The organism is Shewanella oneidensis MR-1, assembly GCF_000146165.2.
Lineage (GTDB): Bacteria > Pseudomonadota > Gammaproteobacteria > Enterobacterales > Shewanellaceae > Shewanella > Shewanella oneidensis.
Genome location: NC_004347.2, coordinates 4,850,795 through 4,865,702, shown reverse-complemented (window position 1 = coordinate 4,865,702; position 14,908 = coordinate 4,850,795). Strand labels below are relative to the sequence as shown.

General features: G+C 44.3%; 14 protein-coding genes and 1 pseudogene. 12 read left to right on the top strand and 3 right to left on the bottom strand.

What is annotated here, in order from left to right:
* Positions 1-924: 924 nt before the first annotated feature.
* A complete protein-coding gene (yihA, locus tag SO_RS21695) occupies positions 925-1,584 on the bottom strand; it encodes a ribosome biogenesis GTP-binding protein YihA/YsxC (protein WP_011074259.1) in 660 nt (219 codons plus the stop codon).
* A gap of 169 nt (positions 1,585-1,753) precedes the next feature.
* Between yihA and SO_RS21690 the strand changes: the two genes are divergently transcribed.
* The 6 genes and pseudogenes from SO_RS21690 to SO_RS21665 all read left to right on the top strand — a co-directional run bounded on the left by SO_RS21690 (position 1,754) and on the right by SO_RS21665 (position 6,222).
* Complete coding sequence (locus tag SO_RS21690) at positions 1,754-2,377, top strand: c-type cytochrome (RefSeq protein ID WP_011074258.1); 624 nt, start codon at positions 1,754-1,756, stop codon at positions 2,375-2,377.
* Between the two features lie 371 nt (positions 2,378-2,748).
* Positions 2,749-3,030 (top strand): annotated as a pseudogene (locus tag SO_RS23470) (hypothetical protein).
* A 32-nt stretch (positions 3,031-3,062) separates the two neighbouring features.
* Positions 3,063-3,383: a hypothetical protein gene (locus SO_RS21680; RefSeq protein ID WP_164925803.1), complete on the top strand. Its 321-nt coding sequence runs from the start codon at positions 3,063-3,065 to the stop codon at positions 3,381-3,383.
* A gap of 466 nt (positions 3,384-3,849) precedes the next feature.
* Positions 3,850-4,416 carry a LemA family protein gene (locus SO_RS21675; RefSeq protein ID WP_011074256.1) on the top strand — a complete coding sequence of 189 codons (567 nt, stop codon included), beginning with the start codon at positions 3,850-3,852 and terminating at the stop codon, positions 4,414-4,416.
* A gap of 49 nt (positions 4,417-4,465) precedes the next feature.
* Positions 4,466-5,503 carry a DUF3137 domain-containing protein gene (locus SO_RS21670; protein WP_011074255.1) on the top strand — a complete coding sequence of 346 codons (1,038 nt, stop codon included), beginning with the start codon at positions 4,466-4,468 and terminating at the stop codon, positions 5,501-5,503.
* Positions 5,503-6,222, top strand: coding sequence for a lytic transglycosylase domain-containing protein (locus tag SO_RS21665; protein WP_011074254.1), 720 nt, complete (start codon positions 5,503-5,505; stop codon positions 6,220-6,222). Before SO_RS21670 ends, SO_RS21665 begins: the two co-directional genes overlap by 1 nt.
* 110 nt (positions 6,223-6,332) lie before the next feature.
* Here the strand turns inward: SO_RS21665 and SO_RS21660 are convergent, their stop codons facing one another.
* On the bottom strand, positions 6,333-7,178 hold the full coding sequence (locus tag SO_RS21660; protein WP_011074253.1) for a 23S rRNA (adenine(2030)-N(6))-methyltransferase RlmJ: 846 nt from the start codon (positions 7,176-7,178) through the stop codon (positions 6,333-6,335).
* A 186-nt stretch (positions 7,179-7,364) separates the two neighbouring features.
* Between SO_RS21660 and SO_RS21655 the strand changes: the two genes are divergently transcribed.
* From SO_RS21655 to SO_RS21635, 6 genes are all read left to right on the top strand, one after another.
* Positions 7,365-8,114: a class I SAM-dependent methyltransferase gene (locus SO_RS21655; protein WP_011074252.1), complete on the top strand. Its 750-nt coding sequence runs from the start codon at positions 7,365-7,367 to the stop codon at positions 8,112-8,114.
* A 388-nt stretch (positions 8,115-8,502) separates the two neighbouring features.
* The gene (locus tag SO_RS23465) at positions 8,503-8,853 is read left to right on the top strand and encodes a L,D-transpeptidase family protein (protein ID WP_319626448.1); all 351 of its coding nucleotides are present in this window, start codon (positions 8,503-8,505) and stop codon (positions 8,851-8,853) included.
* Entirely contained in the window at positions 8,783-8,986 is a 204-nt protein-coding gene (locus tag SO_RS23460; protein ID WP_338056297.1) for a L,D-transpeptidase family protein, read from the top strand. The genes SO_RS23465 and SO_RS23460 overlap by 71 nt, the downstream gene beginning before the upstream one ends.
* Before the next feature lie 72 nt (positions 8,987-9,058).
* On the top strand, positions 9,059-9,280 hold the full coding sequence (locus SO_RS21645) for a hypothetical protein (RefSeq protein WP_164925583.1): 222 nt from the start codon (positions 9,059-9,061) through the stop codon (positions 9,278-9,280).
* 337 nt (positions 9,281-9,617) lie between these two features.
* Positions 9,618-13,220 (top strand): EAL domain-containing protein, encoded by a 3,603-nt coding sequence (locus SO_RS21640; RefSeq protein ID WP_405130458.1) that lies wholly within the window; start codon positions 9,618-9,620, stop codon positions 13,218-13,220.
* A gap of 73 nt (positions 13,221-13,293) precedes the next feature.
* Positions 13,294-13,770, top strand: a complete 477-nt coding sequence (locus tag SO_RS21635; RefSeq protein ID WP_011074250.1) for a hypothetical protein — start codon at positions 13,294-13,296, stop codon at positions 13,768-13,770.
* A 59-nt stretch (positions 13,771-13,829) separates the two neighbouring features.
* Here SO_RS21635 and SO_RS21630 read toward each other — a convergent pair whose 3' ends face one another.
* On the bottom strand, positions 13,830-14,894 hold the full coding sequence (locus SO_RS21630; protein WP_011074249.1) for a sulfate/molybdate ABC transporter ATP-binding protein: 1,065 nt from the start codon (positions 14,892-14,894) through the stop codon (positions 13,830-13,832).
* Between the last annotated feature and the right edge of the window lie 14 nt (positions 14,895-14,908).

Sequence of the window (14,908 nt, the reverse complement as noted above, 5' to 3'; positions counted from 1 at the left end):
ATAACCTAAACGGATTCGGTTATTTTATAAATGCCCAATTAATCATGCTCATCGAGCCATGATCTCGCACACTAGATAGATTGCACCTTGAATAAGCATAAAGTTACCCATCATCTCCCCATCATCTAATTTTGCCTGCAGTTTTGGCTTAGCTTTACAGCAGTGTGTGCAGATTGACATCAGCAAATCATACTAAACAATCGTTCTCTGAAGGACACAACTAGGAACAATCACCTCAATAGAGTAAAAACATTAAATCAGAAAAATTGATCAGTTCTGTACTAAAAATACATTCAAATGAGTTAAATCAGTAGCTTAAAGTTGTTTTTAGAAAGTTGTAGATCAAACGCAGTTGCTTTTTTCACCTACAAGTTGAGATCTTCCGCACACAATTATCACTTTTTCAAAAAAACTGTTTTCCATTTAAAGATAAATGGCGTATTATTCTCTGCGTAGGGTACAGAGGTTAAGATGTTCTATCTTTCAGACCTTTATTTCACATATAGTGACGAGCCAAATTCTGGCGCCCCAGCAACTTGTTTGCTGGGGCTTTTTTTTTGCTCTTTTTTCAGTCACTGACCGTCCTAAATGGCGTTGATCCTTTGCAAACTCATGTTGGAGAGTATATTGACTTCAACAATTAAACTAAGATTGATAAATTTTAGAGTATTTACTTTAATAAGAGGTAAATTCGATGTATGCTGTCTTCATTGAGAACCATTGAAGGTAATTTGATGGTGCTTGAGTCTTGTTGAATTTAGCTTCTCCCCAAAAGAGCTATAATTTTGGCCGGTGACTATTGTTATCGGCTATTTTTTTGCCTGAAATTTAAGGATTGGCAAGTGTTAGAGGGAGTTATAACGGGGATAGAGCGGGAAACATGGCCGAATGTGTTTAGAGCATTCGACCATGTAAAAGAGAGGCTTACTCGGCGTTATCTTGATTCTCTAACTCATTGGCCAGCCATTGTGGATGGCACCATTCATTTAAGATGCTCAATACTTTAGGTTTCCCCGTGCCTTTAAGGGCTGAAAAAGACTCGACTTGTACCCAATCGCCAAACTCTGCGAGGGCTTTGCGAACTTCGTTAACGGTTTTCATCTTCGCGCTTTGAGCCAGTTTATCCGACTTGGTCAACAGGGCTAACACTGGGATTTCACTCGCAACAGCCCATTCAATCATCTGCATATCCAGATCTTTTAAGGGATGACGGATATCCATCAAAACTACAACGCCACTTAAGCAAGCACGCTTTTGCAAATACTCTGCTAGGGATTGTTGCCACTTCATCTTCATGGCTAACGGTACCTGGGCAAAACCATACCCTGGTAAATCGACTAATCTGCGCTGTGCATCGAGTTCAAACACGTTAATAAGCTGGGTTCGTCCAGGGGTTTTACTGGTACGAGCCAAGTTTTTTTGCTCAGTTAATGCATTGAGAGCACTCGATTTTCCGGCATTGGAGCGGCCAGCAAAAGCAATCTCAACACCAACGTCGCCGGGCAGATATTGATCCAAATGTGCAATGTCTGGTGCACTGATTAAAAACTTCGCCCTGCGAAAATCTATATGAGATTCAGTCACTATTTACTCCAATATATTTACTGCGCAATACCATAATTTATGAAGAATTGCTTACTTTTCCACGTTTTCGTGTAAAATATTACCCCGATCACATTAACCATATTTTACCACGCTTGCGGGTCACCCTAGTAAGCTCAGGATAATAATCTTAACCAGAAGTTGGAACGCCATGAAAAAGTTAGCTCTTGCGCTGTCTGTTGTAGTTGCCGCCATATCTTCACCTGCGATTGCAGAAGGTAATGCTGAAGCGGGAAAAACTAAAATTATCGTTTGTTCTGCCTGCCACGGTATGGACGGTAACAGTATGATCGATATGTACCCTAAGCTTGCGGGCCAACATGCCACATACCTCCAAAAGCAAATACATGATTTCCGCAGTGCTGCCCAATCTGGCGGTAAAGATGGTCGTATGGATCCTATCATGAGTGGTATGGCAATGCCTCTTAGTGATCAGGATATTCTCGACATTTCAGCATATTTTTCGACTCAAAAAATCCAAGTCGCTGAAGTCAAAGACGTTCCTGAGTTAGGCGCAAAACTTTATAAAGGCGGCGATGTTTCTCGTGGGATTACAGCTTGTATGGCATGTCATGGCCCAGATGGTAAAGGTGCTGAGTCAGCTGGTTTCCCTGCATTGGCTGGCCAACACGCAAACTATATCAAGCTCCAACTGACTAAATTCCGTGATGCAGGCCGTCATAACGACCTAAACGGCATGATGCAAGACGTCGCCAAAAAGTTAAATGACAGCGATATTGATGCATTATCTAAATATCTCGCTAGCCTGAAATAAGGCTCAGCTTAAAACGTAAAAAGTGGCGTTATCATATTGCTGATGGTTTAGTTTGTTTGCACCGTCTTGCAGTCGCCTCATCGTCAGCCGCAACATAAGTTGCGGCTGATTTTTTATATCTGAGTTTTGTGAAGAATGGCGTTTTGCGGCGCATATTCCCGCGGTGTGGGTTCATGACTTGCCTAGTCTCTCAACTAGCGTGAAGATTTCTTTCGGAGCATGTTGCTATGTATCTGTTTAGTCTTCAAATCCCAATGCCAGTTCGCTCCTAAGCAAGTGAGTGGTTTTTCATTCTCATTACTAAGATGGATAGCTTGGCTTAGTTAAATTCGGCATATTGATTAATGACGATAACTAACAGGAGTAAGGTGATGTCTATACAAGAGTTTCAGTCCGATACGCTGATCCAATTAGAGAAGTCCCTCGCGAAGGGTAAATGGTACTTTATCTTGGTGATTGGCGTACTGTATTGGGGGAGTATGACTTCACTTTTAGTGGCAGGGTTCCAATACTTCACCTCAGAGATACCATTTTGACAGGCGTTAAAAGTCGCGCTGTATATTTATCCCGCATGTGGCGTGCTATTTGGCTGGACGATATGGATGCAGTTAAATCACAGAAGAGATAAACTGCGCGGCAAATCTCGTCCATAATCAATGCATAGCGTTGGCTTAGGAGCAACATAGTGTCATCGGTGAGCAGTCTTATCACTAAGCAACTTATCGTGGCGATGATTTGCCATGGTATCGCTATTGGCATTTTAGCCTATGGTGCCTATGAGTTTTATCTTGAGCAGCTTATCGTCCCTGAGCTCACCCGCAGTCTTGCCGTGGCGGTATTTTTTATTGGCATGGGGCTCGAACCCAATATGTTTTTTACTCCGCTAAACCAGGTCATGACCCAAGCCGACGATAAATCACCTAAGGCAAAATTGCAGACTTTAGTGTTTAACCTTGGAGTTTTCTTGCTAATTTGTAGCTTTTTAATGGAATGGTTATACGACTAGCACATTAAGTGAGTCTATTAAAAAGAGCGTCGAAATCCCCTGATAATTCCTCTCAAATTAGCTGACATCAACAGTAGAATCTCTCACGTACAAGTTGTTGGATTAACGCTAAGGTAAAAGTAAAAATTGGCTGCAACCTATGGTAGTTCAGCTTTAAATGAACCTAAGGTTTGGCTAAAGCGGGATGAGGCTCGATTTAGGGTAAAAAAAAATGGACTCACGAGGAGTCCAGTATTCACGAGCAAAAAGTTTGCTCCTAACGTTGTGCAAATTAACTATAGCTCAGATTTTCTGTATCCAAGCTGAATAATTTCAATCATGTTGTAACGAAAAATGTAGTCGATGCTCTGACCAGCATGGTGAATACTCATATTAGATTGCATTAGCTAACGCTTTAGATGAAATTCTTGCCTATTTATGATTAGCTGTAGCCATTAAAAGCAACAAGAAGAACTAAGGATGGAAAATGGAAAAACTATTATTAGGATTAGCGCTGATTTTTATCGTGACCTATCTTTGGTACGTCAGCCTAGTCAAAAAACGCAATACCGCCCTTGAGGCACTGTCGGGTATCGATGTTCAGCTGGCTAAACGCGCCGATCTGGTGCCCAATATCCTTAAAATCGCTAAGCGATTTATGGATCATGAAAAATCATTACTGACAGAAATCACTGAGCTTCGCACGCAGTTAACTCGCCAATACAATAAAGCCGACCCCAATGCAATTAAAGCGCATATCGCTCAAGCCGAGCAGTTAAATGACAAAATGGGCGCGTTGATGGTGAGTGTTGAAAACTATCCCGAGCTGAAGTCCGACAATACTATGCTCGAAGCGATGCAAACCTATAACGAGGTCGAAGCCCATATCTCTGCTGCCCGTCGTTTTTACAATTCCGCAGTATCTGAGTTAAATACCGCCGTTGAAATATTTCCAGGATCAATTATCGCTTCTATGGCGAGCATAAAAGTCATGCCATTTTATGAGGTGAGTGAAGCGGCAAAAGCACCTATAGATGCGAGCGATTACTTATAACCTTATCAATGCAGGGTGAGTTATCACCTGGCAATACTATGATATCAATATGAATATTTTTACATTTATTTTAGGTAGTCCGATTCGGACATATCGTGGACACGTGGGCTTGTCTGCGGATTTGGATGAACTGCCTCAACTCGAAAAATATTATGAAGAACACATAGCACCCATTAGCCGTCAATATGAAACTAAGCGTGTGGCCTGTCTTAAGGCGGCGCGTAAACGCTTATATTTAAGCTTGATGATAGTGCTTGGGTTGACTTTGTTGACAGCAATCGGTTTTTACAGCGGCACAGCCTATTTCCCTCCTTTGCCATTTCTTGCGTTAATTGGGTTGAGTTGGTGGAGTTTTGCGCCAACTCGGGAGTTTACTCATTTGGCTCAGCGGGATATTTATCCGCTGATGTTTAAATATTTCGGTGAGGATTTTATTTATAACCGAGAGATGCGCCTCGATATGAATCGGCTCTCGGCAGCTAAAGTATTGCCAAATTATGATAAAGCCAGTTTTGGTGATTATATTCAGGGCCACTACAAAGGCATCGAGTTGACGGTCAATGAACTTACCCTGACCAAGAATGTGCAAGTCGAAGAGCTAGATGCCAGTACCAATCGGCGCAGAACCGTGACCCGCACGGAAAATCAGTTTAGAGGCTTAGTGGTTGAGCTGAGTAGCCATAAAGCCTTTGTTGGCCACACTGTGGTACTGAGGGATCGCGGTGGTTTAGCCAATTTTTTGTCTGATAGCCATGCTGGGCTGGTTCGGGTCAAACTTGAAGATCCGCAATTTGAAAAAGAGTTTGATGTGTTTTCAACGGATCAAGTGGAGTCTCGCTATTTGCTTAATACGGCATTTATGGAACGTTTACTGGAACTTGCTAAGCATTTTGACGGAGCAATTCAATGTGCATTTTTTCGTAACAAGTTGATTATGTTTTTACCAAATCGCAGAACGAATTTCCAAATACAATCTATTTTCCACGGGGCAACCTTTTCTGCAGAATTTAGCCAGTTAAACCGTGAGATGAAGCAACTCTTTGCTATTATTGAAGTACTTAAACTAAACGAATACACGGGACTTTGATGATTGCAGCGCACCAACCGCCAATTTACCTTAAGTCGATTGCCCTATTGTGGCTGGGTTTATTGTTGGCTTGGGGAAGTCTTGCAACCGTGTTTGCTGAAGAGGCAAAGCCTAAACCCCGCATTGTGGCGCGCTATTCCGACACTGGCATCATGAGCAGTGAAGGCCAAGAAAAATTCAAGGTTTATCAATATCAACAGGCCAATGGTGTCACAGTTTTTACCGATAAGGCACCAACGAGCACTGACTATCAGATCTTGCTGTACGAGTGCTTTGCTTGCCGCCCAGACTCCGATATCGACTGGAATGGCATTCGGTTATTTACCCGTAATTATGATAGTTTAATCAGCCGCGCCGCCGATAAACATCAATTAGATCCTGCACTTATCCGTGCAGTTATCCATGCAGAATCAGCATTTAACGCCAGAGCTGTGTCCCGCGCTGGTGCAATGGGGCTGATGCAACTGATGCCTGAAACCGCAAAAGATATGGGAGTAACTAATGCTTTTTTGCCGGAAGAGAATATTTTAGGTGGCAGTAAGTATTTGGCGCAAATGCTAAAACAGTTCAATGGGGATATTGCGTTGGCCTGCGCGGCCTATAATGCTGGGCCGACAACTGTGACCCAATATAATGGCATTCCGCCCTATCCAGAAACCCAGGCCTATGTGGAACGGGTGCAAATTCTGCTCAAGCGTTACCGTGACACCAAGGTTTAGGATTCGCCACAGCTTAAGATGTAGGTCTTTAAAAAAACAAAGCAGCGGGCCAAATAAGGTATTCGCTGCTTTAGGCGATAGCGCAATGTTAAATTGCAATCTGGCTGATGTTATTCGCCTACTTCCCATTTTACGCTGACATGACCATCAGCTTGGCCTAAGGTTTTACCTAAGTAATCAACCATTTCGTTAGCGATTTCATCAAGTTGCCACGGTGGATTGATCACCCACAGACCTGCGGCTGTCATGCCAAACTCATTAGAATCGGGCTTTATGGCCTGCTCGATGCGCAACTGGCGCTTAATGCCACTATTGGCTAAACGAGACAGCATTTCTTCTGTTTGCGCGCGGTTGACCACCGGATACCAAAGCATAAATACGCCAGTGGCAAAGCGTTTATGCGCCTTGATTAACGTGTCGGCCACCGTTTGATAGTCGGTTTTAATCTCATAACTGGGGTCAACAAGCACCAGTGCGCGGCGCTCTAACGGCGGTACTGCGGCAATCAGCCCTTTTAAGCCATCGCCCTTAATCACTTTTACTTGCTTATCTTGCTCGAAATATTCGTCCAGCAGCAGATGATCGGTGCCGTGTAATTCGTGCAGCACCATACGATCCTTTGGCCCAAGATCCATATCGATAAAGGCCGGTGATCCTGGGTAGAAGTTCAGCTCTTCTGGATTGTCTTCGTTAAAGTGGCGCACTGCATCGACATAATCCTGCAGGGATTTGGGTAGATCGGTCTTGTTCCACAGTTTTGCCACACCGTCGAGATACTCACCCGTCTTTTGGGCAAACTCATCCGTTAACGCATAACCGCCCGCACCGGCATGGGTGTCGATATACACCAAAGGTTTGTCTTTTTTATGCATTAACTGCAAGGTTTGCAGTAACATTGCGTGTTTCAACACATCGGCATAATTGCCGGCGTGATAACCGTGGCGGTAACTTAACATGGGATCTTCCAAGGTGAGCTGTGTGGGTGAGGTACCCACATTTGATGGGGCAATTATAGGGGCAATCCCCCTTTGGGTAAATTAGCTGCACTATACACAGCCCTGAATTCGCCATGTAGAGAGTATTCAGCTCTGTTTGCTTTTGGCATAATGGCCATAATTTCTGCCCGTTAAACAGTGATCCCTTTGCCTATACCAGTCTTTTTTAATCAGCAATACCCAACTCTTGTGGACATTTGTGCCCGCTGGCAACTGGTCTACGATGCGAATGCAACCTTCGAATTGCGTTTTGAATCAGATACCTTATCACTGCATAACCGTGATGAGCCCAAGCTCGATGGTATAGTGGTGGACTTTGTCACTGGCGCGGTTGCCCATAGACGCAAGTTTGGTGGCGGTCGTGGTCAGTCAATTGCCAAGGCTGTGGGGTTAAAGCAGGGCGTCACGCCCAAAGTGGTTGATGGTACTGCGGGTTTGGGGCGTGATGCCTTTGTGCTGGCAAGCTTGGGTTGCACAGTGACTATGGTGGAGCGCCATCCTGTGGTGGCGGCCTTGTTAGAGGACGGGCTACGCCGTGCCTATCAAGATGCCGAAATTGGCGATTGGATGCGTGAGCGGATGCAGCTTTTCCATGGTTCTAGCCTAGAAGCACTCGCTAAACTGGAGCAAGGGGTCGATGTCGTGTATCTCGACCCAATGTATCCTCACCGTGACAAATCAGCTTTGGTTAAAAAGGAAATGCGGGTATTCCAAACCTTAGTTGGTGCGGACCTCGATGCCGATGGTTTGCTCGCCCCTGCCATGGCGTTAGCCAGTAAGCGTGTGGTGGTTAAGCGCCCCGATTATGCCGAAGACTTAGCAGGCGTTAAGCCCAGTATGGTTATCGAGACCAAGAAAAACCGCTTCGATGTCTATGTGAAATCGGCAATGAAGTAGGTGATAAGCTGAGTATTAAATCGATATAGCTGTCGCTGAACCCATAGTTTGACAAATTTAAAGCATATTTTGACATAAAATGGTGTTCTGTAATTTACAAATAAAACACAACACCAATTAAATTAATCATTTACACTGGTGCTGAAGTGTTGTCTGACAAATCCATAAAAATAGAAGCAGTAATGCTTCTATCCAACCTCGTACTTCCAAAGTCTCTAACAAAGAAATGCCCAAAAGCGTGCTGTATATCTCCTTGAAAGCTATATGCTCAAAAGGTGGCTAGGCTGATTTGCGAGGCGACTTCGGTTCATTTTTAAATGAGTGGCTGGATTTTCCTGCCGAATTTTCCACTATAATGCTGCGGAAGTTTTGTGCTTAAGGTTACCTCGTGAAAAATTTCATAATCATATTATTGGTTTTATTTTCAAGCTGTGTTTTTAGTGCGCAGAAAGCTGATTCAGTATTGGTTAGTAAAAGCGAGAAAAAACTATACTTAATCGCTGATGGCAAACCATTCAAATCTTATCATGTTGTTTTTGGTGCGAATCCTGTGGGTCATAAACAGCAGGAGGGAGATGAGAAAACTCCTGAGGGGAAGTATTTACTTGACTATAAGAAAGAGGATTCTGCGTTTTATAAAGCCATCCACATATCTTATCCAAATCAACATGATATTGAGAGTGCCAAAAAACGAGGCGTTAACCCCTGGTGGGCTCATCATGATTCATGGTCAACATAATGGCTTAGGTTGGTTGTCGTTCGCTAGTCAATTTTTCAATTGGACTAATGGTTGCATCGCCGTGACAAATTCAGAAATGGATGAAATTTGGCAGGCTGTGGATGTGGGTGTTCCAATTGAAATTGTGCAATAAGCACATAACCATGCGTTCACTGGGAATGCGTTTCGTGACCCCTTAGCTTAATTGTTATGGACTAGGTAAAACATGAAGAAGTTCTCTATCAGTCGTATACACACTCGTTCCGGAATTTTCAGATTAATTGGGGGGATAGTTGCAACTGAAAAATCTGTTGAAATTGAGTATGAGAAAGTCGAGTTTATGGGTACCGATGGCTGGTGTGAGCTTGACTTAAATTCATCAAATGCAAACGCTATTCTGTCCATGATTCAGTCTGATATCATTCATCATGTTTTAACTCAACCATAAGAAAAATAAAGCAAATAAATGCAGATTCGACGTCAACTTACTGAGTTAAGTTTGGGCGTTAGCCATCATGACTCCCGGCCAAGGCGCGGTTCAATTAAATGCCATAAGGCATGATTACCGCATTATGCTCTGTCGAAGTTAGTATGGGCAATAGCGCTAATTGATCTAAGCGGCAGCCATAAATAACCTTAATGCGGCTATCAGAGTTGGTATTCGTTCCTCAACTCGTTAAATGTTTTGCTACGCTTGTGATTGATTTGCAGATTAAGGCATGATGGCTTCATTCTGATTATCGACCCATCAATACAAGGGATTATATATCAACGCATTTGCTTATATTCAGGTCAATTTATTCATAGCCTTAGCCTACTTTATCCTAGGTCAAATGGGCTTGATGATTGCCTTGCCTCCCGGATATTCTGCGGCAATTTGGCCTGCGGCTGGGGTTGCAATTGCTTCTTGTCTCTTGTGGAAAGGGCGTGCGCCTTGGGGTGGTGTTTTTATCGGGTCGTTGCTGACAAATATGAATATTGGTCAGGAGCTGCACTTAGGTTGGTTACCCCTCATTATTGCTTTGGGCACGTTACTGCAAACGATTATTTCAGCGCGCATTATTCAATATATTGATCCTCAGTTGACCTTAGACAAACCAGAAACAGTCATAAAATCAATGGTAAGTCTAAGTGCTAGCTGCTGTATTGCTTCTTTGTTTGGCAATGCTGCCCTTGTTTTGGGCGACACAATTACCAGTGCGGATGTTGTTAGCAGTATGTTCAATTGGTGGATGGGGGATTTTCTTGGTGCAGTGATTTTTATCCCGTTAACCATGTTAGTGTTCGATAGGCGAGCGATTTGGCGCTCAAGACGGATTCAAACTGGGCTTCCATTGTTGGTTGGTTTTTTACTCTGTATTGGGATTTATTACTACGCAGATATGAACCAGCGGCAACAACTGCAGGATAAATTTCAAATTCAATCCAATGCCATTATTAGTAGTGTGGAAAGTTTTCAGGGAACGAATCTACAGCAGTTAGTTGCTTTAGCCAGTCTATTTGATAACAGTGAAAAGGTCTCTGAAAATGAGTTTATTCAGTTCGGTATACGTAACCAACTGCAGTTAGATGGTTTTAGAGCTTGGGCTTGGTCACCGTTGGTTACACTAAGCGATAAAAATAGTTTTGAGTCAGCAACTAGGGATGAGCTGGGGGGAGCTTTCAATATTAAATATTTACAAGACGGTAAACCTAACGCCGATGGTTGGCTTGCGCCTGTTAAGTATGTGCAACCCCTGAACAGTAGCCGAAGCGTACTTGGATTGGATCTTAACAGTGAGCCAGTAAGGGCCGCGGCGATTGCAAAAGTGAGGGCAACACTTGCTCCTGTGATGACGAGCAAGATTCAGTTAGCAGAGGACCCTAATGGTCCCGGAGGCGCGCTACTGTTGGTGCCTTCCTTTGATCGTGTTGGTAACATTAAAGGGTTTTGTTCGGCGGTCATCGACATCGAAAGCATTATTAATAAAGTTGAACAAGTAAAAGGCTTGCATTGGCGGCTGACGGATATGAGTGCCGATGGGGCTTTGCTTTACGCAAACAGTCAGAAAAAATTTCCCAGTTTTTCAGGCAAGCTACATAGCGACAAATCCGGCCAATACTATCAAGCCCATTTAATGCTTGCCGATCGTCATTGGCATATTGTTATTTACGAGTCCTATGCCGCCCTGATGGGCGAAACCTTTAGTCTATCGTTACTCCTGCTACTTTTAGCCTTTATCACCTGTGCGGTGGTGAGTGGGATGACGTTAATCTCTTCCGGTGAGCGGTATCGGATTGCGGATAAAGTGGCCGAAAAAACTATGGCGCTCTCGAAGGAGATTGCGCGTAATCAAGCGTTTCAAGCCACCTTAGTTGAGAGTGAAGAAAAATACCGTAACCTGTTCGATAAGGCACCCGTAGGCCATGTGTTAAAACGCCTTGAGGATAGTCAGTTTGTTGCAATTAACCAAGCGTTTACCGAGATTACTGGCTACACATTGGAGGAACTACAAGCACTTGAACCTTGGGACCTCACACCGGTTCGTTACCGTGCAAGCGAAGCCGAGCAGCTTGAACGTCTCAAGCAAACACACCGTTATGGTCCCTATCAAAAGCACTATCGCCATAAAGATGGGCGGTTGGTAGCCGTCAGGTTAAATGGTTCTTTAGTGACGGCGGCCAATGGTGAGCCGCTCATCCTGTTTGTTGTGGAAGATATTACCGAGCAAGAGCGCACCGTTGCTCGGGTAAACCTGTTAGCGCAGGTTTTTCAGCAAAGTGGTGAAGGCATCACCATTATTGATGCTAATGACATTATTGTGGATGTAAACAGCGCCTTTACTCAAATTACAGGCTACTCAAGGGAGGAGATAATAGGCAAAAATTGTCGCTTTATTGAATCGGCTCGTACTGATAAGAACGTGGATGCTCAAGTGCGAGCAGCACTAGAGCAAACGGGTTTTTGGCAAGGGGAAGTGTGGGATCGCCACAAGGAGGGTTACGATTTCCCGAAATGGTTGATGATGTCCGTTGTACGCGATGAGACGGGGACGATCAGCCATTACATTGGTAGTTTTACCGATATCAGCGAGCGGAAAATAAACGAGGAGCGGATCTACTTTTTAGCCCACCATGATTCACTGACCTTATTACCCAACAGGCTTAGCCTGCAGTCACGCTTAGAACAAGTATTCCAAGATGCTTTCATTACTAACACGCAGATTGCAGTAATGTTTATCGATATGGATCACTTTAAAAATATCAATGACACCTTAGGCCATCATGTCGGTGATATGTTGTTACTTGAAGTGGCTCGGCGCTTAAATAGCATTGTCGGCAATGATGACATCGTTGCGCGCTTAGGAGGGGATGAATTTGTGGTGGTGTTATCCGAGACAGATCATGACAGTGTCGCTAAGGCTGCAGAAGCTTTGCGCAGTGGCTTGAATCAAGTCTATATCATAGATAACAAACCCCTACACTCCTCCCCGAGTATTGGGATCAGCCTATTTCCGACCGATGGCGACAGTGTTGAGGCGTTAATGAAAAACGCCGATATGGCCATGTATCGCGCTAAAGCGGCGGGGCGAAATAATTACCAGTTTTTCACCACCGCCATGAACACCTTAGTGACTGAGCGCCAATATATCGAGACTGGTCTTAGGCAAGCGATCGCTAGTAATCAATTAAGGCTTTTTTATCAGCCTCAAATTGATATTAGTACCGGACAAGTGGTTGGGGTTGAAGCCCTAATTCGCTGGCAACATCCCGAATTAGGATTGGTTGCTCCCGACCGTTTTATCCCTATCGCCGAAGAAATCGATATGATTATCCCCATTGGTCAATGGGTACTCGAAAATGCCCTCGCACAACTGGCGCAGTGGCGTAAAAAGGGCGCTAAAACGTTGCGGATGGCCGTTAATTTGTCGGCGCATCAGCTACGGAAAGACACAATAGTCGCAGATATTATCAATGTGTTAGCCCAATATCAGCTGGGTAAGGGCGCATTGGAGCTTGAGATCACTGAAAGTGTCGCCATGCAGTATCCAGAGCAAAATGCCAAGTTGCTGGCCGAGTTACGCCAGCTGGGGATTGAATTGGCTATTGATGATTTTGGCACAGGCTATTCGTCACTCTCGTATTTGAAGTTGCTGCCCTTAGACAGGCTTAAGCTAGACAGATCCTTTGTGAAGGATATTGAAAATGATCCAAACGATGCGGCAATCAGCGCGGCAACGATTTCGATGTCCCATGAACTAGGGTTAACCGTGGTTGCCGAAGGGGTAGAAAACGAGGCCCAACTGGTGCTGCTCTCAAGCATGGGCTGCGATTTAGTTCAGGGATATTATTTCAGTAAACCCTTATCTGCCGATGATTGTTTCCGCTTTATTGAACGTAATTTTTAGGCCGTTTTTTATCCATTTAGCACTATACTTGAGTCAATCTGGTGATGGGAATGGATCAATTAAGGACAGCGCTATGCAAGTTATCTTCACTAAAGGTTCAACACGTTACGGGCAGTTACGTTGTGTGCGTATGGACGGCAGTGCCACACAAACTCAGATGCCTGAGCAGGGAATCGCTCCCCACGATATGATTCACTACGTTGTTGAAAAGCGCCTGCGTATTCAAGGCGCTTTTTTCTCCCAAATACGTGCTGGCGCTGATATCAATTTTACCCTTGAGCATAACGAGGCTTCTTTAGCCGTTGCGGACAAAACTGAAATTTGGCAAACCGAATCGACGGTTGAAGCATTGCAATCTCTGTTGTGGTCCGCCGATGCGCCTAGCTATGCGGGATTTATCTATTTACTCGAGCAGGCCTGTAGTAACCGAAAATTAGCCATGCCTAAGATTTCAGAATCTGACTTTGAGCATATTCTCAACGAGATAATGGATCTTACGATCGAGTGGCAAGGCATGGGAGAAGGCCAGTCCTTGACCTTAAAGTTTTAGCGGCTTCATATCTACAAGAGCGCGAAAATTCGCGCTCTGTTGCGACACTCTTTAAACCGTTAAATGCCCTCCCCCAAAAACACTTTGGAATAGCGCGGCTGTATCCAAGCGTTATCGCCTTTACTGATCCCTAGCTGTTTAAATTGCACTTTGGACAGTTCAACGTGGATCAGTTGCTCATCGATTTCGGTCAACACTTCTAATCGCGCAACTGGACCGACGATGGTTACTAGATCTAAGTTTACTTTTATAGCATTTTCAGTCGGTTGGGTTAATACTTCAATTTCATGTGGACGTACATAGGCTAAACCTTGTTGTTCTTCACCTCCCGCGTGTTCTGGTGAGGGAATATGAATATTGCCGATAGTGCTATGGCCGTGTTTTACCCTTGCATGGAATAGGTTTACGTTACCCAGAAATTCATACACAAAGGGATTGCTTGGTGTGTCATAGACTTCTTCTGGTGTGCCTTGCTGCTCGATACGACCTTTATTCATCACTACAATTTTATCGGCCACCTCGAGTGCCTCTTCCTGATCATGGGTGACAAATACCGTAGTCACATTGATTTCATCGTGTAAGCGTCTGAGCCAACGGCGTAATTCAGCGCGGACTTTTGCATCAAGTGCACCAAAGGGTTCATCAAGCAGTAAGACTTTTGGCTCTACCGCCAATGCGCGTGCAAGGGCGATGCGTTGTCTTTGCCCTCCAGAGAGTTGTGATGGATAGCGATCAGCGGTCCAATCTAATTGGACGAGTTTGAGTAATGAATGCACCTTTTCGGCAATTTCCGCCTTGCTTGGGCGTGTTTTTCTTGGCCTGACCGTCAGTCCATAGGCCACATTTTCGAACACTGTCATATGCTTAAATAGGGCGTAGTGTTGGAATACGAAACCGACGCCACGCTCACTCACGTGTTGAGTGGTTATGTCTTCACCATTGAATTTGACGATTCCGCTGTCGGCCTGCTCGAGTCCGGCAATAATACGTAATAATGTTGTTTTGCCTGAGCCTGATGGACCTAACAGGGCTGTTAATTCGCCTGTTTTTATCTCTAAGTTCACAGAATCAACCGCGACAAAGTTACCAAAATGCTTATTAACTTGCTGGATATGTATGCTCATAGTGGTCTCTTTAA